Below are 21,968 nucleotides of genomic sequence, written 5' to 3'. Positions count from 1 at the left end.
CGTTCAGCGGACTACGAGGTGCTGACCACGGCGGGCCATGGTCCCCGGCTACGGGTGGTCGTCGGCGAAACCTGCTTCGAACTCCTCGACCTCGTCCTGGCCGAGGTCCAGCAGGGGGAAGTCGGAGGCGGTGTGCCCGCCGGCGGCCGGGTCGGCGGTGTGGGCGGCCAGGCCGTCCAGCAGGTCCAGCCAGCGCCGGCCCAGCCGTTCGACGGCGGTGTCCGCCCACAGGCCGGCGGGTCCGGCGAGGGTGAGGGCCAGTTCGGGTCCGTCCGGGGTGTCCCGGACGTAGGCCCCCGCCTCCAGGGCGTGCGGGGCGGGTGTGCGCGGGTCGGCGGAGCTGCCGACGACCGTGGTGCCGGCCGGCTGCCAGGCGTCCCCCGTCGCCCCGGCGCGGCCGGCCCCCGCGAACCTGCCCAGGTAATTGAACCCGATGTGGGCGTCCGGGAGGGTGTCCAACTCCGGTGCGGTCGCGGGGTTCAGGTGGCGCAGCAGGGCGTGGCCGAGGCCGTCGCCGGGTATCGCACGCGCCTGTTCCTTGACCCGTTTCAGCAGCTCACCGGCTGCCGGGCCGCCTTGTGCCGCCCCGTCCAGATCCACGCCGGAGACGTCCAGGCGGACCGGGTGGACGCCGGTGAACCAGCCCACCGTCCGGGACGGATCGGCCCCGTCGACCGGTTCGCGGCCGTGCCCCTCGATGTCCACGACGAGCGCGGCGGCGGGCCGCCCGGACGCCACCGCGCCCGCCAGCGTCGCCAGCAGCACTTCGTGGACGCCGCAGTGGAACATCGCGGGGGTGTCCCCGACCAGCGTGGCCGCCGTCGCACCGGGCAGCGCCCAGGTGTGCCGGTGCATGCCGGTCAAGGTGTCCTGATCGGGGTCCAGGGGCCGCCCGCCCAGCGGCGGGGCGATGTCCTCGAACAGGCCCTTCCACTGCGGCAGTTCGGCCACCCGGCGCTCCTCGGCCGCCTGCGCCGCGAGGGCCCCCGCCCACTGCCGGAAGGAGACGCCGACGGGCTCCGGCTCCGGTACGCGCCCGGCCGCCGCCGCTTCGCAGGCGGCCCGCAGGTCCGGGAGCAGGATGCGCCAGGACACGCCGTCCACGACGAGGTGGTGGATCACCAGGGCCAGCCGCCCGGCCCGCCCCGGCCCGGCATCCAGCCATACGGCCCGCACCAGCACGCCCGCCCCGGTGTCCAGCCACTTCGTCTCCTCCCTGGCGGCCCGCTCGGCGAGGCCGTCCAGGTCACCGGCCGGTACGTCCGTGACCTCGATACGGGTGACCAGCCCGGCCGCGTCCACCGCGCCGCGCGCGGACACCACCAGGCGCGGGCCGCCCCCGGCACGCTCCACACGGGCCCGCAGCATGTCGTGGGTGTCCAGGACGGCGGCCAGCCCGGCGGTGAGCACGTCCGGCCGCAGGCCCGCGGGCGTGGTGACGATCATCCACTGCGCGAACTCGCGGCTCAGCGCGTACTCCCCGAGCGCCAGCATGCCCGGTGTCCAGGCCACCTCCCCCACGCCCGCGTCCGGGGCCGCGCGCACCGCGTCGGCGAGCCGGGCCACGGCGGCCAGCGCGCCCGGTGTCTCCTGCTCGAACACGTCCTGGGCGCTGAACAGCACCCCTTCACGGCGGGCGCGGGCCGCGAGCTGCATCGACATGATCGAGTCGCCGCCGCGCGCGAAGAAGCTGTCCTCCGGGCCCACTTCGTCCAGGCCCAGCAGCTCGGCGAAGAGCGCGCACAGGATGTCCTCCGCCACCGTGTGCGGCGCGCGGCCCGCCGCCTTCCCGGCGAAGCCGGGCGCGGGCAGGGCCTTGCGGTCCACCTTGCCGTTGGCCGTCACCGGCAGCTCGGGCAGGACCAGCACGGCCGCGGGCACCATGTAGTCCGGCAGCACCTTGGCGACGTGCTCGCGGATGCGGTCGGCGTCCGCGTCAGCGGCCCGCCCGTCCGGTACGACGTAGCCGACCAGCCGCCGTTCCCCGGGCCGGTCCTCGCGGGCCACGACGGCGGCCTGGGCCACGCCCGGAGCGGTGGCGAGCACGGTCTCGATCTCGCCCGGCTCGATCCGGTAGCCACGGATCTTGACCTGTGCGTCGGCCCGCCCGGCGAAGACCAGCTCGCCGCCGTCGGTCCAGCGCGCCAGGTCGCCCGTCCGGTACATCCTCCCCCAGCCTTCGGCCGGGGGGACCCCCGTGCCGGGCGCGAAGGGGTCGGCCGTGAAGCGCTCGGCCGTCGGCCCCGGACGGTCGAGGTAGCCGCGCGCCAGGCCCGCCCCGGCGAGGTACAGCTCCCCGGTCACATCCGGCGGTACGGGCTGGAGGAACGCGTCCAGCACGTACACCCGGCGGTTGGGCAGCGGACGCCCGATGGGCAGGACATCTCCCACGGCCTCGTCCGGCCGCAGCCGGTGCCAGGTGGCGCTCAGCGTGGTCTCGGTGGGCCCGTACAGATGCCGTACGGCGAGGTCGGGGCACGCCTCCCGGACGCGCGCGACGGACGCCGCCGGGACCACGTCGCCGCCGGTCAGCACCTCGCGCAGCCCCTTGAAGGACTCCGGCGCCTCCTCCGCGACCACCCGGAACGAACCGGCGGTCAGGTGCACCGCCGTCACGCCCGCCGCCACCGCCTCCCGCACCCGCTGCGCATCCACCACACCGCTCCCGGCCACGACCACCCGGGCGCCGGAGACGAGCGGCACCCATATCTCGAAGAGGGAGGCGTCGAAGGCGTGCGGCGCGTGCAGGAGCACCGCGTCGGACGGGCCGAGGGACCAGTCCCGCTCCCCGGCCAGCGCGGCCACACTGCCGTGCGGCACGGCCACGCCCTTCGGGATGCCGGTGGAGCCGGAGGTGTACATCACGTACGCCAAGTCGCCTGCCGATATGGGCACTTGGGCCGCCTCGGGCACGCCCCCCACCTCGTCCAGCACCACCAGCGGACCCGCCGTGTCCACCGGAACCGCCGCACGCGTCCCCGCACCGCACACCACGGCCACCGGCCGCGAGTCGCCCAGCATGAACGCGATCCGCTCCGCCGGATATCCCGCGTCCACCGGCACGTACGCGGCCCCCGCCTTCCATACGCCGAGCAGCGCCACCACCAGATCGGCGGACCGCTCCAGCACCACCGCGACCCGGTCACCCCGGCCCACACCCAGGCCGCCCAGGTACGCGGCCAGGCGGCCCGCCCGCGCGTCCAACTCCGCATAGGTGAGCCGCCGTTGGCCGTCCACCACGGCCACGGCATCCGGCGCCGACGCCACCCGCCGTGCGAACAGCTCCGGCACCGACGTCCCCGCCATCTCCCCGGCCGTCGCGTTCCACTCCTCCACGACCAGATGCCGTTCGTCCGCCCCCAGGACGCCGATCCGGCCCACCGGCGCCGACGGGTCGGCGACCACCTGTTCCAGCACCCGCACCAGCCGTCCGGTCAGGGCGCGGGCCAGTTCGGGGGTGACCAGGTCGGGGCGGTAGGAGACCTCCACTTCCAGGCGGTCGCCGGGGAGGATGCCCAGGGTCAGCGGGTAGTGGGTGGCCTGGCGCAGGGCCAGGGTCGTGAAGGAGAGCGTGCCGGGCCCGCCCGGGGCGGCGGCAGGGCGCGGGTAGTTCTCGTACACCACCAGCGTGTCGAAGCCCGCGCCGGGGCCGGCGTGCTTCTGGATCTCGGCGAGGCCCAGGTGCTGGTGCGGCAGCAGCGCGGACCGGCGCGCCTGGACGTCCTTGAGCAGGTCCAGTACGGGCTGTGCGGCGTCGAGGCGTACGCGTACCGGCACGGTGTTGATGAAGAGGCCGACCATCGACTCGACGCCGGGCAGCTCCGGCGGGCGGCCGGCCACCGTCGTGCCGTACACCACGTCGTCGCGTCCGGACAGCCGGGCCAGCAGCAGCGCCCAGGCGCCCTGCACCACGGTGTTGGCCGTCAGGCCGTGGCGGCGGGCCAGGTCGGTGATCGCGCGGGTGAGCGCGGCGGGCAGCTCCGCCTCGGCCTTGTCGGGCAGGGCCGGGGCGCGGGCCGGGTCCGCGGGGGCGACGAGCGTCGGCTCGCCGTCCCCGGCCAGTTCGGCGTGCCAGGCGGCCCGTGCGGCGTCCTTGTCCTGCCGGGCCAGCCAGGCGAGGTAGTCGCGGTAGGAGCGGGTGCGGGGCAGCCCCGAGGCGTCGCCGCCCGCCGTGTACACCGCGGTCGCCTCGTCGAAGAGGATCGGCATCGACCAGCCGTCCAGCAGGATGTGGTGGGCTGTCAGGACCATGACGTGCCGGTCGGGGCCGAGGCGGACGAGCAGCAGCCGCAGCAGCGGCGCCACGCCCAGGTCGAAGCGTTCCGCGCACTCCTCGGCGGCGAGCCGGCGGACCTCGGCGAGTGCTCCGGCCTCCGGCAGGTGCGAGAGGTCGGTCTCGCGCCAGGGCAGGGCGGCCTCGCGGCTGATGAGCTGGACGGCCTCGCCGGACCTGCGGCGGTGGAAGCTGGCGCGGAGTGCCGCGTGGCGGGCGAGCAGGGCCTGCCACGCGGCGCGCCAGCGGGCCGGGTCCAGCGGGCCGTCGATCGTCAGGGTGCGCTGGATGACGTAGACGTCGGGCCCCTGCGTGTCGAAACCGGCGTGGAAGAGCATGCCCTCCTGCAGCGGGGACAGCGGCCACACCTCGGCCAGTGCCGAGCCTTTGCCGGACGCCGGTCCCATGGCCGGTGGTGAGGTCTTCACAGCGACAGTCCCCCTTCGAGCCGTGCTGCTATCGCTTCGAACTCCTCGACCTCGTCCTGGCCGAGATCCAGGAGCGGGAAGTCGGAGGGCGTGTGGCCGCCCGCCTCCGGCGCGGCCGTGTGGGCGGCCAGGCCGCCGAGCAGGTCCCGCCACAGGTGGCCCAGGCGCGCCGCGGCCTCGTCGCCGAGGACACCGGCCGGGCCGCCGACCGTGAGCGTCAGTTCGGGTCCGTGCGGTGTGTCGCGGACGACCGCGCCCGCCTCCACGGCGTGCGGCGCGGGCATGTCCGGGTCGTCCGATCCGCCGAGCGCGGTGCGGCCCGCCGCCTCCCACGGCCCGGCCGTGCCCGCGCCCGCGGGGAACCGGCCGAGGTAGTTGAAGCCGATCCGCGGGGCCGGCAGGGCCGCCAGTACGGGGCCGGTCTGCGGGTTGAGGTGGCGCAGCAGCCCGTGGCCGAGGCCGTCGCCGGGCACCGCGCGTACCTGTTCCTTGACGGCCTTGAGCAGCGCCCCGGCCGCGGGGCCGCCCGCCGGGACCTGGTCGAGGTCCACGCCGGACAGGTCGAGCCGTACGGGATGCACGCTGGTGAACCAGCCGACCGTACGGGACAGATCGGCCCCGGCGACCGGGTGCCGTCCGTGTCCCTCGACGTTCACCAGCACCCCGGCCGCCGTGTCCGGCCGCCAGCGCGCGACCGCGCCCGCCAGTGCCGCGAGCAGTACCTCGTGGATGCCGCAGTGGAAGACCACGGGTGTGCGTACGGCCAGGACCGCCGCCTGCTCACGGGGCACCTCCCACGTGTGGTGGCGCACGGTCGCCGAGGTGTCCGTGTCGGGGTCGAGGGCGCGGGTGCCGAGCACCGGGTCGGGCCCTTCGAGTACGGCGGTCCAGTACGGCAGTTCCGCGACCCGCTGTGGCTGTGTGGCCTGGGCTGCGAGCAGCGCGGCCCACTGCCGGAAGGAGGTGCCCACGGGGTCGAGGTCCGTCTCGCGCCCGTCCGCCGCGGCTTCGCAGGCGGCCCGCAGGTCCGGCACCAGGATGCGCCAGGACACGCCGTCCACCGCGAGGTGATGCACGGCCAGCGCCAGCCGGCCGGTCCGGTGCGGTCCGGCGTCCAGCCACACCGCCCGGACCAGGACGCCGGCGGCCGGGTCGAGCTGGGCGACCGCGTCCTCGGCGGCCCGTTCCGCGAGGCCGTCGAGATCGGCCTCGGGGACCCGGGTCGCGTCCACCGTGGTCACCAGGCGCTCCGCGTCGACCGAGCCCCGGCCGCCGACGGTCAGCACCGGACCGCCCGGCCGCTCCACCACCCGGGCGCGCAGCATGGCGTGGGTGTCCAGGACGGCGGCCAGTCCGGCGGCCAGCACGTCGCGGCCCAGCCCGGCCGGGGCGCCCAGAACCGTCCACTGGGCGAACCGGCCGCCCGCGATCCGCTCGCCCAGCAGCCGCATCACCGGCGTCCACGGCACCTCGCCGGCCCCCGAACCCGCGGTGTCCGCGCCGGGCCCGGCCGCGGCCGGCTCCGCCACCTCGGCGAGCCGTTCCGGCGTCTGCTCGTCGAAGACCTGCCGGGAGGTCACCAGCAGCCCGGCGCGGCGGGCCCGCGACACCAGCTGGAGCGACATGATCGAGTCGCCGCCCAGCTCGAAGAAGCTGTCCTCCGCGCCGACCCGTTCCAGGCCCAGCAGTTCGGCGAACAGCGCGCACAGCACCGCCTCGGCGGGGGTACGCGGCTCGCGCCCGCCGGCCTGTCCGGCGAAGTCGGGCGCGGGCAGCGCCGCGCGGTCCAGCTTCCCGTTGGGCGACATCGGCAGTTCGCCGAGGACGAGCACGGCCGCCGGGACCATGTGGTCCGGCAGCGTCGCGGCGACATGGGCGCGCACGGACCGTTCGTCCAGATCCGGCCCGGCGGACACGACGTAGCCGACCAGGCGGCGTTCGCCGGGCCGGTCCTCGCGGACCACCACCGCCGCCTCCGCGACCGCGGGGTGGGCGGTCAGCGCGGCCTCGATCTCGCCCGGTTCGACGCGGAAGCCGCGCACCTTGACCTGGGCGTCCGCCCGCCCGGCGAAGACCAGGTCACCGTCGGCGGTCCACCGGGCCAGGTCCCCGGTCCGGTACATCCTCCCCCAGCCTTCGGCCGGGGGGACCCCCATGCCGGACGCGAACGGGTTCGCGACGAACCGCGCCGCGCTCAGCGCCGGGCGCCCCAGGTAGCCGCGCGCCAGGTTCACCCCGGCCACGTACAGCTCGCCCTGTACGCCCGGGGGCACCGGCTGGAGGAAGGCGTCCAGGACGTACGCCTGTGTGTTGACGATCGGGCGGCCGATCGCCGGTGCGCTGTCCCCGTCGAGGGGCGCGGTCACCGTGGAGGTGACGGTGGCCTCCGTGACGCCGTACTCGTTGAACAGCTCCCGCCCGGCGGACCACCGGCGGCGCACCTCGTCGGTCATCGGCTCACCGCCGGTGACCAGCACCCGCAGCCGGGACAGGCCGTCGGACGGCAGCTGCGGCAGGAACGCGGCGGGCAGCACCACATGGGTGGCCCCGCGCTCGCGCAGCAGGTCGGCCAGGTCCTCGCCGAACGTCTGCTGCCCGGCCGGTGCCAGCACCAGCCGCGCGCCCGCGCACAGCACCGGCCAGATGTCGCCCATCGACACGTCGAAGCTGGGCGAGACGAGCTGGGCCAGGCGGCTGCCGGTGCCGATGCGGTAGCGCGCGACGCGGTCCGCGACGAGGTTGGCGAGGCCGCGGTGGGCGACGAGAACGCCCTTGGGCACACCGGTCGACCCGGACGTGTAGATCACGTATGCCGCGTTGTCCACGCCCAGCGGCGCGGGGCGTTCGGCATCGGACAGGGAACCGCCCGCGCGGCGCGCCACGGCCGCGGCCACCGCCGGGTCGTCCAGGACGACCGTGCTGCCGCCCGCGCCGTCCGGCAGCGCGCCGCGGGTCCGCGTGGTGCACAGCACCACCGCGGGCTCCGCGTCCCGCAGCACGAACGCGACGCGCTCGGCCGGGTACTCGGGGTCCACCGGTACGTAGACTCCGCCCGCCATGGCCACCGCCAGCACGGCGGTGACCATCGCCACCGACCGCTCGACGACGACCGCCACCCGGCACTCCGGCCCCACCCCGTGCTCGACGAGGTGCCGGGCCAGCTGCCCCGCTTCGTACTCCAACTCCGCGTAGGTAAGGCTTCGTTGGGCGTCTTCCACGGCGACGGCTTCCGGCGTCCGCGCGGCCTGCGCGCGGAACAGCTCCGGCATCGTCGTGGCCGCCACCGGCGTGTCCGTACGGTTGAAGCCCTTCACGACGGTGGCGTGTTCGTCCGCGTCCAGGACGCCCACCCGGCCCACCGGCAGCGTGCAGTCCCGCATCAGCTGCTCGAAGATCCGCACCAGCCGCGCGACGAGCCTTTCGGCGAGGTCCGCCGCGACCTGGCCGCGGCGGTGCGCCACATGGACGCGCAGCCGCTCGCCCGGGACGACGCCGAGGGTCAGCGGGTAGTGCGTGGCCTCGCGCGTGCCCAGGACCTCGAAGGCCAGCGCGTCCGGGTCGCCCGGCGCGGCCACCGCGCGCGGGTAGTTCTCGTGCACGACGAGGGTGTCGAAGACGGCGCCGGGCCCCGCGAGGTGCTGGATCTCCGGCAGGCCCAGATGCTGGTGGGCGACCAGCGCGGACTGGCGCTCCTGGAGGTCGCGCAGCAGGCCGAGCACCGGCTGGGCCGCGTCCAGGCGTACCCGTACCGGCACCGTGTTGATCAGCAGGCCGACCATCGACTCCATGCCGGGCAGCTCCGGCGGGCGGCCCGCGACGGTGGCGCCGAACACCACGTCCGTACGGCCCGCCAGCCGGGCCAGCACCAGCGCCCAGGCGCCCTGCAGCAGCGTGTTGACCGTCAGGTCGTGGCGGCGCGCCAGCTCCGACAGGCCGCGGGTGGTCCGTTCGGGAAGGTCGGTGATCAGGTGCCCGGCGTCCACCGGCCCCCGGTCCACCGCGCCCGGGGCGATCAGCGTCGGCTCCCCCGTACCGGCGAACTCGGCGCTCCAGGCGGCGCGCGCGGCGTCCTTGTCCTGGCGGGCCCGCCAGGCGAGGTAGCCGCGGTAGGAGGTGGCCGGGGCGAGGGCGGAGGCGTCGCCGCCCGCCGCGTAGACCTCGGCCAGCTCGGACAGCAGGACCGGCATCGACCAGCCGTCCATCAGGATGTGGTGGCTGATGACGATGAGCCGGTGGCGGCCGGCGCCGAGGCGGATCAGCAGCAGCCGCAGCAGCGGTGCCCGCGTCATGTCGAAGCGGCGTTCCTGTTCGCGGGTGGCCAGTTCCTCGATGCCGGACAGGGCGTCGGCCTCGGTCAGGCCCGAGAGGTCGATCTCCTTCCAGGGCAGCCGTACGTCGCGGGAGACGACCTGGACGGCCTCGCCCGTCGCGCGCCGGTGGAAGCTGGCCCGCAGCGCGTCGTGCCGGGCCAGCAGCGCTTCCCAGGAGGCGCGCAGGCGGGTGACGTCCAGCGGCCCGGTCAGCTCCAGCATCCACTGGGTCTCGTAGACGTCCGGCCCCTCCTCGTCGAAGGAGGACTGGAACAGCAGCCCTTCCTGGAGGGACGACAGCGGCCAGATGTCGGCCGGCCGCGGCACGGCGGCCTCCAGCTCCGCGACGCCGTCCTGGGTGAGGTCGAGCAGCGGGAAGTCGGACGGGGTGTGGCCGCCCGATCCGGGCCGCGCCGCGTGGGCGGCCAGGCCGCCCAGCATTTCCACCCACCGGCGGCCGAGCCGCTGCGCCGCGGCGTCGGTCCGGCGGTCCTCCGCCTGGTGGTGCCAGGTGAGCGCGAGGGTCAGCGTGGGCCCGTCGGCGGTCCGGCCGATCGTGGCCTCGGCGTGCAGGGCGTACGGGGACGGCTCGCCACCGGCCGGTACGGCGCCCGATTCCACACCCTCGGCCGGGCTGCCCGAGCTGCGGAACGCGATCCGGGCGCCGGGCAGGTCCGACAGTGCGCGGGCCGCCTGCGGGTTGCGGTGCCGCAGCAGGCCGTAGCCCAAGCCGTCGCCGGGCACCGACCGCACCTGTTCCTTTACGGACTTCAGCAGCGCCCCGGCGGCCGGGCCGCCCGCGCGGACCTCGTCCAGGGCCGTGCCGGACACATCCAGCCGGACCGGGTGCACGCCGGTGAACCGGCCCACCGTACGGGACAGGTCCGCGCCTTCGACCGCTCCGGCGCCACGCCGTCCGTCCGTCTCGATGTCGAGCAGCACGCCGGTCCCGGCACCCGTGCGCCCGTACGCGACCGCGGCGGCCAGCGCGGCCAGCAGCACGTCGTCGGCGGTGCAGTGGAACGCGGCGGGCGCCCGGCCGAGCAGCGCTGCCGCTTGCTGCGGCGGCATCGTCCAGGCCATGCGGCGTTCCGCACCCGGCGTCCGTATGCCTGCCGGTTCGAAGTCCGGCAGGTCGCCGAGCCCGGCCCCGCCCTCCAACATCGCACGCCAGTCGTCCAGTTCGGCGGCGCGTTGCTCCTGTGCCGCCTGCGCGGCCAGCCGTCCCGCCCATTCCCTGAACGAGGTGCCCACCGGGCCGAGCACCGGCTGCCGCCCCTGCGCCACAGCCTCGCACGCGGACCGGAAGTCGTGGACGAGGACGCCCCAGGAGGCCGGGTCCACCACCGCGTGGTGGGCCGCGAGCACCAGGCGGCCGGGCCGCGCGGGGCCCGTGTCCAGCCACACCACCTGGAGGTTCGTCCCGGCCGCCGGGGCGAGTCGCGCCACCGCCTCGCGGGCCGCCCGCCCGGCGGCCCGGTCGAGGTCCGCCGGGGCCACGGTTTCCCGGGTGACCAGCGCAGCCGCGTCCACCGTCCCCCAGCCGGGCACGAGCAGAGACGCCCCGGTGTCACCGGCGACGGTCCGCGCGCGCAGCACGGCGTGGGTGTCCAGTACGGCGGCGACGGCAGCCGGCAGCGTGTCCGGCCGCAGGCCGTCCGGCGCTTCCAGTACCACCCAGCGCGCGAAGCGCCCGCCCCACGCAGCGGTCTGCGGCGTCCAGGGCACCTCGCCGGTCTCCGTCTCCGTACGCGGCGGTTCGACCGCCGAGGGGGCCAGCCGCGCCAGCCCCTCCGGGGTCCGCTCGTCGAAGATCTGCTCCGTGGTGAGCACCAGCCCGGCGCGGCGGGCCCGCGAGGCGAGCTGCACCGCCATGATCGAGTCGCCGCCCAGCTCGAAGAAGCTGTCCTCGGGACCGACTCGGTCCAGGCCGAGCACCTGCGCGAACAGCGCGCACAGGGCTTCCTCCGCGGCGCCGCGCGGCTCCCGGCCGCTGCCGCGCCCGGCGAACTCCGGGGCGGGCAGCGCCTTGTGGTCGACCTTGCCGTTCACGGTCAGCGGCAGCCCGTCCAGCGGCACGAACGCCGACGGCACCATGTACTCCGGCAGCCGCCCGCCCACGAACTCGCGCAGCGCGGCGAGCAGCGCGCCGGTGTCGTGGCCCGCGCCCGCGCTGCCGCCGGACTCCCCGGTGAGCAGTGCGGGAGCGCTGTCCGCCGCGGTCCGCTCCCGCCCGCCCGGCTCGTCGCGGAACGGCTGCCCGTCACGCGCCGGGTGTCCGTCACGCGCCGGGTGTCCGTCGCGGGCCGGTTCCGGCGCCTGCGCGACGACGTACGCGACCAGGCGGCGTTCGCCCGGCCGGTCCTCGCGGGCCACCACCACGGCCTCGCCGACCGCCGGGTGGGCCGCCAGCGCCGCCTCGATCTCCCCCGGCTCGATACGGAAGCCGCGCACCTTGACCTGCGCGTCCGCCCGGCCGACGAAGACCAGCTCGCCGTCGTCGGTCCAGCGCGCCATGTCGCCGGTGCGGTACCGGGCGCGAACGGGCAGGCCACGAAGCGTTCCGCGGTCAGCCCCGCGCGGCCCAGGTAGCCCCGGGCCAGCCCGGTGCCGGCCACGTACAGCTCGCCCGTCACGCCCGGGGGCACGGGCTGGAGGAACGCGTCCAGGACGTACACCTGCCGGTTGTCCAGCGGGCGGCCGACCGGCAGCACGTCCGGCACCGGGACGCCCGGCCGCAGCCGGTGCCAGGTGGCGCACAGCGCGGCCTCGGTCGGCCCGTACATATGGCGTACGGCCACCTCGGGGCACGCCTCCCGCACCCGCGCCACCGCCGCGGCCGGGACCACGTCGCCGCCGGTCAGCACCTCGCGCAGTCCCGCGAAGCACTCCGGCGACTCCTCCGCCACCACCCGGAACGACCCCGCCGTCAGATGTACCGCCGTGACCCCCGCCGCCACGGCCGCACGGATACGCGGCCCATCCACCACGCCCTGCCCGTCCACCACCACGCGCGCGCCCGAGACCAGCGGCACCCACACCTCGTACAGCGACGCGTCGAAGGCGTGCGGTGCGTGCATCAGCACCGCGTCGCCCGCGCCGACCGACCAGTCCCGCTGCCCGACGAGCCCGGCGACGCTGCCGTGCGGCATCGACACGCCCTTGGGCACCCCGGTCGAGCCGGAGGTGTACATCACATACGCCAGGTCCTCGGGGCCGATCCGGACCGCCGGGCCCTCGGCCGGGCACCCGGCCACGGCCGCCCGCACCCGCGGGTCGTCCAGCACCACGAGCGGCCCCGGCACGCCGGGCGGCACCGCGGCCCGGGTGCCGCGGGTGCACAGCACGGCCGCCGGCGCGGAGTCGGCCAGCATGACGGCCACCCGCTCCGCCGGGTACGCCGCGTCCACCGGTACGTACGCCGCGCCCGCCTTCCAGACGCCGAGCAGCACCGCCGGCAGTCCGGCCGAGCGCTCCATCAGCACGGCGACGCGGCTGCCGCGGGTCACCCCGAGGCCGCTGAGGTAGGCCGCCAGGCGGCCCGCTTCGGCATCCAACTGGCCGTAGGTGAAGGAAGTTTCGTCATCGGACACGGCCATGGCGCCGGGGCGGCGCGCGGCCTGGCGGGCGACCAGCTCCGGCACCGACGTGCCCGGCTCCTCGGCGCCCGTGGCATTCCACCCCTCCACGACCAGCCCGTGTTCCGGCGCGCCCAGCACGCCGAACCGGCCGACGGGCGCCTCGGGCTCGGCCGCCGCCTGCTCCAGCAGCCGCACGAAGGCCCGCTGGCCCGCACCGGCCCACTCCTGGTCGTACAGCGCGGGGTCGGCTTCGAGGACGACACTCGTCCCGGCGTCGTCCGGCAGTTCGCGCACCACCACGGAGAACGCCTCCACGGGGGCGCCCGGCAGATCGTGGAGCGTGCCGGGGACCTCACCGAAGCGCAGGCCGGTACCGATCGCCGGGACGGCCACCGACGGGCCGAAGTTGCGCCCGCCGCCCGGCCTGTCCAGCTCCGCGTGCAGGCGCTCGCCCCGGTAGCGCCGGTGCTCCAGCAGCCCGTCGATCTCGCGCTGCGCCGCGCGGGCCAGCTCCGCCAGGCTGTCGCCGGGCGCCGCGGGCAGCCGCAGCGGCAGCACGTTGGCGGTGGCGCAGGGCGTGCGCCGGGCCGCGCTGCCCGTACGGCCGTCGACCGGGAAGCTCAGCAGCGCCTCGTCCGCCCCGGTCGTGCGGCACACGAAGGTGGCCAGTGCCGCGACGACGAGCGCGCCCCGGCTCGTGCCCGTACGGTCGGCGGCCGTCCGCAGTGCCTCCCGGCCCGCGTCGGACAGCCGCCCGGACGCGTGGGGGTGGGCGTCGCGGGAGGCGGAGCGGTGGCCGGGCACGGTGGCCGGCTCCGGGCGGTCCGTGAAGTGCTCGTGCCAGTAACGGCGATCGGCCGCGCACTGCGGCGACTCCCGGTAGGCCGCCTCCTGCTCCCACAGCTCCCGCAGCGGGGCGTGACCGGGAGGGCTGTACGGCTCGCCGCGCAGGATCGCCGTGTAGAGAGCCGCGACGCGGCGGGCCAGCAGCGTGCTCCCGTAGTGGTCCACCAGCAGCTGGTGGTGGCGCTGGTACCAGATGTACCGGTCGGGGGCCAGCTTGAAGAGGATGTACGACGACAGACCCGTCAGGCCGTCCTCGGCGGGGTCGGCCGGGTGGCGGCCGTCCGCGCGCATCAACGCCCGCGCCGCTTCCCATGGTTCGCCCTCGGCGCCGAGATCGACGATCCGCAGGGCGCTGTCGCCCACGGCCTCGCCGATCGCCTGCGCCGGGACCCCGCCGTCCCACGTGAACCGCAGGCGCAGCGCCTCCGTCTCGGTGACGGCCTGCCGCAGCGCCCGCCGGAAGACGTCGGTGTCCAGCGGGCCCAGGACGTCGGCGTACTGCCTGATGTCGTACGGCCGGGGCGGGTTCTCCGCGCGCTGGGCCAGCCACGTCCCCTCCTGGCAATCGGTCAGGGGCGCAGTGAACTGTGCCTGGCCTTCCATGTCTCCCCCTTCGACGGCAAACCGTTGCTCGCTCTGCCTGCCGCGCCACCGCTGCGGTGGTCCGCTGCGGTGGCGCGGTCTTCCCCGTGTACGCGGCCGCCGGGCGGCCGGAGGTCAGCGGCCGCCGGGGCCCTGACCGTTGGTGTGCCACACGCCGCCGCCCGGAGCGCCTCCGCCGTCGGGCCCGTCCCCGTCGAAGAAGACCATGTGTCCCGGGCCCCCCGGCGCCATCTGCGGCGCGGGCTCGCGCTCCGCCACGGGCTCGGGCACGGCCGGTTCCGGCCCGCCGCCCGCGGCCTGCCGGGCGAACTGCGTGTGGTACAGCTCCGCGTAGAGCCCGCCGGCCGCCAGCAGCTCGTCGTGCGTACCCCGCTCGCGGATACGGCCCTCGTCGAAGACCAGGATCTGGTCGGCCTCGCGGATGGTGGACAGCCGGTGGGCGATGACGACGGACGTACGGCCGCGCAGCGCCGTCTTCAGGGCCCGCTGGATGGCCGCCTCGGACTCCGAGTCCAGGTGCGCGGTGGCCTCGTCCAGCACCACGATCGAGGGCGCCTTCAGCAGCAGCCGGGCCAGCGCGAGGCGCTGCTTCTCGCCGCCGGAGAGCCGGTAGCCGCGGTCGCCGGCCACGGTGTCGAGGCCGCTGGGCAGCGAGCTGATGGTGTCCCAGATCTGCGCGGCCCGGCACGCCTCGATCAGCTCCTCCTCGGTGGCGCCGGGGCGGGCGTAGGTCAGGTTGTTGCGGATGGTGTCGTGGAAGAGGTGGGCGTCCTGCGACACCACGCCGACGGTGCGGCGCAGCGAGTCGAGGGTGATGTCGCGCAGGTCCTGCCCGGCGATGCGGACGCTGCCCGCCGTCGGGTCGTACAGCCGCGAGACCAGGTGCGTGGCGGTGGTCTTGCCGACGCCGGACGGGCCGACCAGGGCGGTCAGCTTGCCGGACGGCACCGTGAAGCTGACGTCGTGCAGCACCTCGGGCGTCTCCTTGGCGCGCTCGTCGGCGGGCAGCGCGTTCGACTCCAGGGACGCAAGCGAGACCTCGCTCGCCGGCGGGTAGCGGAAGGACACGCCCTCGAAGGCGACCTCGGGGGCCGCCGCGCCGTCCGGCGCGGGCAGGTCGACGGCGCCCTCCCGCTCGGTGATCAGCGGCTTGAGGTCGAGCAGTTCGAAGATCCGGTCGAAGCTGACCATGGCGGTGTGCGCGTCGCCCTGCACGCTGGAGAGCTGGGTGATCGGCCCGTACAGCCGCGCCAGCAGGGCGGCCAGTGCCACCAGCGTGCCGACCTGGAAGGTCCCGTTGATCACCAGGGCGCCGCCGAGGCCGTAGACCAGCGCGGTGACCACGGCGGCCAGCAGCGTCATGATGATGACCGTCAGTCGGCTCAGCACGGTCCAGGTGACGCCGACCTCGCGCACCTTGCCCGCGCGCTTCGCGAACAGGTCCGCCTCCTCGCGGGGGCGGCCGAAGAGCTTGGAGAGCATCGCGCCCGCGACGTTGAAGCGCTCGCCGATGGTGGCGCCCATCTCCGCGTTCATCTGCATCTGTTCACGGGAGTAGCGGGTCAGCCGCCGGCCGACCAGCGCGCCGGGAATCATGAACAGCGGCAGGATCAGCAGCGCGATCAGGCTGACCAGCCACGACAGGTAGAACATGCTGCCCAGCACCAGGACCAGCGTGAACACGCTGGACAGCGAGCCCAGGAGGGTGCCGAGCGCGTGCTGCGCGCCCACCACGTCCGTGTTGAGGCGGCTGACCAGGGACCCGGTCTGGGTCCGGGTGAAGAAGGCCAGCGGCTGGCGCTGTACGTGGGCGAACGCCTGGACCCGCAGGTCGTAGCTGACGCCCTGGCTGATCCGGCCCGAGTACCAGCTCTGGGCGAGCTGGAGCAGCGCGTCGAGCACGGCGAGGCCCGCGACGACGAGGGAGACGACGGTCAGCGTCGAGGTGTCCTTCTGCAGGATGCCGACGTCGACGATCTCCTTCAGCAGCAGCGGGGTCGAGACGATGATGAGCGAATCGAGCAGCGTCAGCACCAGCAGCAGGGCCGATTCGCGGGAATGCGGTTTCGCGTACGACAGGATGCGGCGGAGCGTTCCCGGCCGGAGCCGCTGCGCAGCCGTGGAATTGCCCGGGTCGTCGTACGTCGCCAGCATGATGCCCGAGCCTTGACCGGCAAACATATCAGCGGAGACCTCCTGGGTCGGGATTCCTGGTACCTGATTCCTGGTCATTCGGCCGACCGCATGCGAAGGGCGGCGCCACAAGGGCACCTGTTCCGTGGTGTCGGCAAGCTTTCGTCAGGACCGGCCGGCCGCTTCGCGGTGGCGGTCTTTTTCCCCGAAGGGGTGCGCCGTTGCGACGATACCCATGTCGTCTCCCACCAGCCAGGCCGATATGCCCGGGGCGGCGCACGGGGTTTCACACCGTTACTGGATTTCTCTCCCGCATACCCAAGGAATTCCGAGGCGGATCACCGGTCCGCACCGCACCGATTCACCGGCGAATTGCTCGGGTTCGGCGGCCGGGCGGCCCGGCGGGCACCGCTCTCGCGGGCACCCGCCGGTACCGACCGTACGCGCTTTTCCACCGCGGCCGGTTGGACGGTGCGGAGTCCGTCCAACCGGTCGCTTTCCTCACTTGGACACGGCCCGGTCGTCTGTCACACGGTTTCGACGACGTTCCGCTCGGCCCGCTGGGCGAAATCCGCCCAGATATCCGCACACTCACGGGCCAGTTGGGCGATGATGCCGCTGCAGTGCGGAGGAATGTTTGCCATGATGTCGTCCCACTCCTCCGCGCTGATCGTGTGAATGCTCAGCAGCCGCAGCAGCGTGCGCCCCGTCTCGCTGAACCGCAGGGCCGGGTCGACCTTCAGGCGGCGTACCACCACCGTCCGGTCCTGCGCCGGCAGCCGGGCGGGGACCGCGGCGGCGTCGCCGTCGCGGGGGCCGCTGTGCCCGGTGGGCTCCTGCTCCCGGGACGTACGGGCCGGCCGGCCCCGCCCTTTGAGCAGCGGCTCCTCGCCCCGGCGCAGCCGGTTTCGGACATCGCGCGCCGTCTCGGGCGAGATCCCGGACGCCCGCGCGATCTGCCGCAGCGACAGGCCGGGGTTCTCGGCGATGAGGTTGCCGGCGAGCCGGCGGCCCTCGGCGCCGTTCAGCGGCCGGAAGCGGCCGTCCTGGCCGATCCTGCCGCGCCCCGCGGCGGCGGCGCCGGACACCCGGCGGCGGATCTCCGCGACGGTGCCCGGTGCGATGCCGGTGACCGAGGCGATCATCCGGTCCGACCACAACGGGTGGCTGCGGATGATGCGTTCGGCCGCGCTCTTGCGGTCCGCCATGGACAGCGGAAGGCCGTGCGTGATGTTCGATTCGACGGCGAGGACGAAGGCGTCGGCCTCGTCGCCGTCGAAGAATCTCACCGCGATCTTGTCGTCACCGCGGCGTTGTGCTGCTCGTAATCGGTGTACTCCGTCGATCACCCGCATCGTCGCGCGGTGCGCGATGATGGGCGGCAGCGGCGCCTGTGCCACCGCCAGCATCTCGACGTGCTCCGTATCTTCCCCGGATATGCGCGGAGAGCCGGCCACCGACAGTGAATCGATCTCCACTTCGACGACCGTCTGCATATCCACGTGCGCCTGCCCAGGTTCCACTCCAGGCTCCTCGCGTTGTGATTCCCCCGTGCGCAAGCTCGCGCTGGCGCACCCTAACGACTTACGGCAGGCCCGTGCATCGGCGATGTCCGCCGGAGAGAGACATCACCGGGCCGTTCAGGCGTAGAACCCACCCCCGCTTCTCTTCCTTCTTCTGCAACTCCCGGCGGGGGAGGAGGGTTCCCGCACCGCAGGATCGCAGGAAACTCGCGACGCGAAGCGGAACACATATGCAAACAAACCATCTTCCCCCATACAGATACATACTCTAACAGTGCCTTTATCTACGGGGCACCCCTACCTGACGTAGCTGAACCTGCAATGTCGCATTCCGCGCGGTATCGGGAACGGCGCATTCCCGAAGATCCCCTGCCGCCGAAGAATATGTGCATTCACCACCTGGGTCATTCGCTCCGCCGGGAACGCGGGGCACCCGCCGCCCGCCCCTCCCGTCCCCGCTCCGTGCGGACCCAGCCGCCCGCGCCCCGCTCCGCCGCCCTGGACGCCGGCGCCGCGTACGACCACCCGTGACGGCGCATCATCTTGCGCACCCCCTGGATCGTGTACGTGACGTGGAAGCGGCGCGCGATCACGGTCTGGATGCGCTCCAGCGTCCAGCGCCGGTCCGGCCAGCCGTATGCCGCGGGCCCCCTGGCGAGTTCCGCCTCCAGCTGGCGGAACTGGGCCGGGCTCAGCCGCGGCCGGGACGCCGGCCCCTTCGAGCCCAGGGCCCGTGCCCCGTCGCTCCGCCAGGACTTGCGCCACCGCTGCACCGACCGCACGCTCACCCGCAGATCCCTGGCGATCACCGCGTTGCTCTCGCCCCGCGCGAACCGCTCGACCGCCTGCAGCCGCAGCCGTTCGCGGAACTCCCGCCGCTCGGCGGTCAGTCCGCCGCCCTGTGCGTATCGCATCTCTCCGACATACCGCAAGATTCGCGATGCGTCAGCCTGGCCCGACATCACCGGTTCAGCGCCGGTACCCCTATCGCGGGCCGTCCGGTGCACCGGGGAACACCCGTCCCCCGGCGCCCCACCCGTCCGGCCGCACGTACGGAAGTTGGCCTGTACCAAGCGGCCGGACGGTGGGTCGTGTGCGCTTTCGTCCGAGCGCCCGTCGGGGTACCCCTACCGACGGCGCACGCCCGGCCGGTGCCGGAGCCCCAGCGCGCCGCCCGCACCTCCGCGCGCCCCGCACCCTCGAAGCGCTCGACGCGGCAGCCGCGTCAGGGGGCGGTGATCCCCGCCGGGGTCCGCGGCGCCGGCTGTGTGAGCGACCGGCCCATCAGCGGCGACAGGACGGTGGCCGTCTTGGCGATCTCCTGCATGTCGGCGTCGAGCAGCGCCTGGTCGCCGTCGCACAGCGCCGACTCCGGCGCCGGGTGTACGTCGATCATCACGCCGTCCGCGCCCACCGCCAGCGCGGCGCGCATCAAGGGCAGCACCAGCTCGCGCCGGCCGCCCGAGTGCGACGGGTCCACGATCACCGGCAGGTGCGACAGCCGCTGGACCACCGGCACCGCGCTGATGTCCAGCGTGTTGCGGGTGCGCGTCTCGAACGTGCGGATACCGCGCTCGCACAGCACGATGTCCAGGTTCCCGCGCTGCGCGATGTACTCGGCGGCCATCAGCCACTCGTCGATGGTCGCGCCGAACCCGCGTTTGAGCAGCACCGGCCGGCCCGCCGAACCCACCGCCTGCAGCAGCGCGAAGTTCTGCATGTTACGGGTGCCGATCTGGAGCATGTCCGCGTAGGAGGCGACCAGTTCGACGCTGCCGGGGTCGATGACCTCGGTGACCACCGGAAGCCCGGTCTCCTCGCGCACGTCGGCGAGGATGCGCAGCCCCGCCTCGCCCAGACCCTGGTAGGCGTACGGCGAGGTCCGCGGCTTGTACGCGCCGCCGCGCAGCAGCGAGGCCCCCGCGGCACGGGCCATCCGCGCCGCGGTGAGCGTCTGCTCCGGCGACTCGACGGCACACGGCCCCGCGATCACGGACAGGGTGTCGGGCCCGATCGGCACACCGCCGACCCGGACGACCGACCGGGCGGGGTGGTGCTCCCGACTGACGAGCTTGTGCGGCACGGAGATCCGTACGACGTCCAGGACCCCCTTGCGGCTGCGCAGGTTGAGCGCCTCGAACTCGTCCACGTCCCCGACGAGCCCGACGATCGTACGGGTCACCCCCCGGCTGACGAAGGCATCACCGCCCGCCGCGCGCACCAGTCCGACGACGGCGTCGACATCCTCCTGCGTGGCCCCCGGGGCCATCACCACCACCATGAGGGTTCCTCCCGTTGAGTGGGCCGGCACCGGCCGGCCGGATGTGGTTGCGAGAAACCGGCGCACGCCCGCACCGCCGTGCGCCGGTCCGTCTGCTGGAGCTCCCCGGGGCCGTCCGGCCGTACCGCGGCGCCCGTGCGCGCACCCCCGCCGAGCCGCCGCGATGCACGACAACTGCGGCTGTTTTCAAGGGAGTTCGCGGAATATGGTATTGCGGTCAATCATTCCACAGGTGGAGGTCGGGGTGTCCAACCGCGCAACATCGGGGGGGCGGGGGCGGGGCGGAGCTGGGCCGAGTGTGAGTACGTACCGGCTGCGGGTCCGTACCGGCTGGGGCGCTGGGCGGACCCGTACCGGCCGAGGGCGCACCCCCGCCAGCCGGGGCCAACGGATCACGCCCCGCTCTCCCGGCCGGCTCCCGGCTAACCGGCCCGCAGACAGTCCCGCGATAAGCCGTCGCCGCACCCGGCCGGCCCGGTTCCCTCCTCGGCGTCCAGGTTCAGCCGGGTCGCCAGGTCCGTACGGCGCTGCACGCCCAGCTTCCGGTAGGCCCGGGTCAGGTGCTGCTCCACCGTGCTGATCGTGATGAACAGCGCCCCGGCTATCTGCCGGTTGGTGTACCCGCGTGCCGCGAGCGTCGCGACGCGCAGTTCCGCGCCGCTCAGCCCGGTGGCCGAACGCCCCGCCCCGGGCCGCTCGGACCGCTCGGGCGGGCAGGCGCTCGCCGCGCCGACCGGCGACGCCTTCAGGACGGGCGCCTTGATGCCGCACTCCCGCATCAGCTGCTGCGCCTTGCGCGCCGCCACCCGGGCCCGGCCGTCCTCGTTGCTGTCCCAGTAGCTGTACGACAGTTCCGCCATCGCGTACGCCAGCTCCAGCCGGTGGCCGCTGCGCTGGAGGATGTCCAGGGCCTCGGCGAGGAGCCGCGGGCGGTCCGCACGCTCGGCCAGCGCCGCCAGCACCCGCAGCGCGACCCCGCGCGTCCACGGCGGCCGGGGGCCGGGACGGGTCAGTTCCTCCTCCAGGAGGGACCGGGCGCGGCGGTCGTCCCCCAGGGAGACGTACACCTGCGCGGCGTCGGACCGCCACGGCACCAGCGCGGACAGATCGAGACGCCAGCGCGCCATCAGGTCCCCGCACCGGTGGAAGTCCTCCAGCGCGGCGTACGGGCGGCCCGCGGCGACGTGGTAGTGGCCGCGCGCCCAGAGGTACAACAGCCCGCCGGGCGTCCGGAACGCCGCGTCGGGCACGGGAATCCTCAGGTGCGCCGCGGCCTCGTCCAGCCGCCCCATGGCGGCCTTCGCGTACAGCAGCGCGGCAACCGGGGCCGCGACGGCCGCCCCCCACCCTTCGGGCGGGACGACGGTCAGCGCGGTGTGCGCCGACTCCTCCGCCGCGGCCAGCTCGCCGAGTCTGATCTCGGTGTACGCCTTGGCCGTGGCGAACAGCGACTGCCACATCGGCGCCCGCCGCTCGCGCGCCTCCGCCAGCAGGATGTCGCACCACCGGGAAGCCTCCGGCAGCCCGTCGGCGACGATGAGCGCGACCAGGGCCGCCAGCCCTGCCGCCGGGGTCCGGTCCTCCGGCCGGGTCTCCTGGAGAATCCGTTCCGCACGGACGACCGCGTCCTCGGCCGCGCCCTGGTCCAGTACGGAAGCCATCAGGGCAAGGGCCCGCTGCTGCGTACCGCACCCGGCCACCACACGCGAGATCCGGCCGCCGGCCCCCGCGCCCCCGTACGGCCCCGGGGCCACCGCGGCCCCACACCGGGCGGCCACCCCGGGGTACCCATAGGCGAACCAGAGCCTGGCCGATTCCAGCACCTGCCGCTCCCCCGCCCCACCAACTCCCCACCGCCCAGAAGCCACAGCCCCCTCCCCAACCTCCCCCACCTCCCCCCTCCCCCCCAGCCCCTCCCCTTCCCCCAGGCCCTCCACCACCCGATGCACCTCCAGCGCCTCAACCGTACTGCCGAACCACAGCAGATGAC

6 protein-coding genes and 2 pseudogenes are annotated in these 21,968 nt (G+C 74.8%); all 8 read right to left on the bottom strand.

Features of this window, described 5'->3' with window-relative positions; genetic code table 11:
• Window positions 1–48: 48 nt before the first annotated feature.
• Entirely contained in the window at window positions 49–4,701 is a 4,653-nt protein-coding gene (locus ADK86_RS04315; protein WP_199834348.1) for a non-ribosomal peptide synthetase, read from the bottom strand.
• Window positions 4,698–11,528, bottom strand: coding sequence for a non-ribosomal peptide synthetase (locus ADK86_RS04310; protein ID WP_078951789.1), 6,831 nt, complete (start codon window positions 11,526–11,528; stop codon window positions 4,698–4,700). Before ADK86_RS04310 ends, ADK86_RS04315 begins: the two co-directional genes overlap by 4 nt.
• Before the next feature lie 128 nt (window positions 11,529–11,656).
• Window positions 11,657–14,041: pseudogene (locus ADK86_RS44200) on the bottom strand (AMP-binding protein); the annotation flags it as partial.
• 114 nt (window positions 14,042–14,155) lie between these two features.
• Window positions 14,156–16,222, bottom strand: coding sequence for an ABC transporter ATP-binding protein (locus ADK86_RS04300; protein WP_053695362.1), 2,067 nt, complete (start codon window positions 16,220–16,222; stop codon window positions 14,156–14,158).
• A gap of 479 nt (window positions 16,223–16,701) precedes the next feature.
• Window positions 16,702–17,697: a ParB/RepB/Spo0J family partition protein gene (locus ADK86_RS04295; RefSeq protein ID WP_030180450.1), complete on the bottom strand. Its 996-nt coding sequence runs from the start codon at window positions 17,695–17,697 to the stop codon at window positions 16,702–16,704.
• Between the two features lie 428 nt (window positions 17,698–18,125).
• Window positions 18,126–18,611: pseudogene (locus tag ADK86_RS04290) on the bottom strand (winged helix-turn-helix domain-containing protein); the annotation flags it as partial.
• A 311-nt stretch (window positions 18,612–18,922) separates the two neighbouring features.
• A complete protein-coding gene (gene aroF / locus ADK86_RS04285) occupies window positions 18,923–19,978 on the bottom strand; it encodes a 3-deoxy-7-phosphoheptulonate synthase (protein WP_053695360.1) in 1,056 nt (351 codons plus the stop codon).
• A gap of 422 nt (window positions 19,979–20,400) precedes the next feature.
• On the bottom strand, window positions 20,401–21,968 hold a 1,568-nt coding region (locus ADK86_RS45150; protein WP_267888783.1), incomplete at its 5' end, for a LuxR family transcriptional regulator.

Source organism: Streptomyces sp. NRRL F-5755 (assembly GCF_001279365.1).
Lineage (GTDB): Bacteria > Actinomycetota > Actinomycetes > Streptomycetales > Streptomycetaceae > Streptomyces > Streptomyces rimosus.
Note: the sequence above shows the minus strand (reverse complement) of the source record. Positions and strands in the feature narration are given on the sequence as shown.

Excerpts from the sequence above, each read along its gene's own strand:
- aroF (WP_053695360.1), bottom strand. The coding sequence starts at position 19,978 with ATGGTGGTGGTGATGGCCCCGGGGGCCACGCAGGAGGATGTCGACGCC.
- ADK86_RS04300 (WP_053695362.1), bottom strand. The coding sequence starts at position 16,222 with ATGTTTGCCGGTCAAGGCTCGGGCATCATGCTGGCGACGTACGACGAC.
- ADK86_RS04310 (WP_078951789.1), bottom strand. The coding sequence starts at position 11,528 with ATGGCGCGCTGGACCGACGACGGCGAGCTGGTCTTCGTCGGCCGGGCG.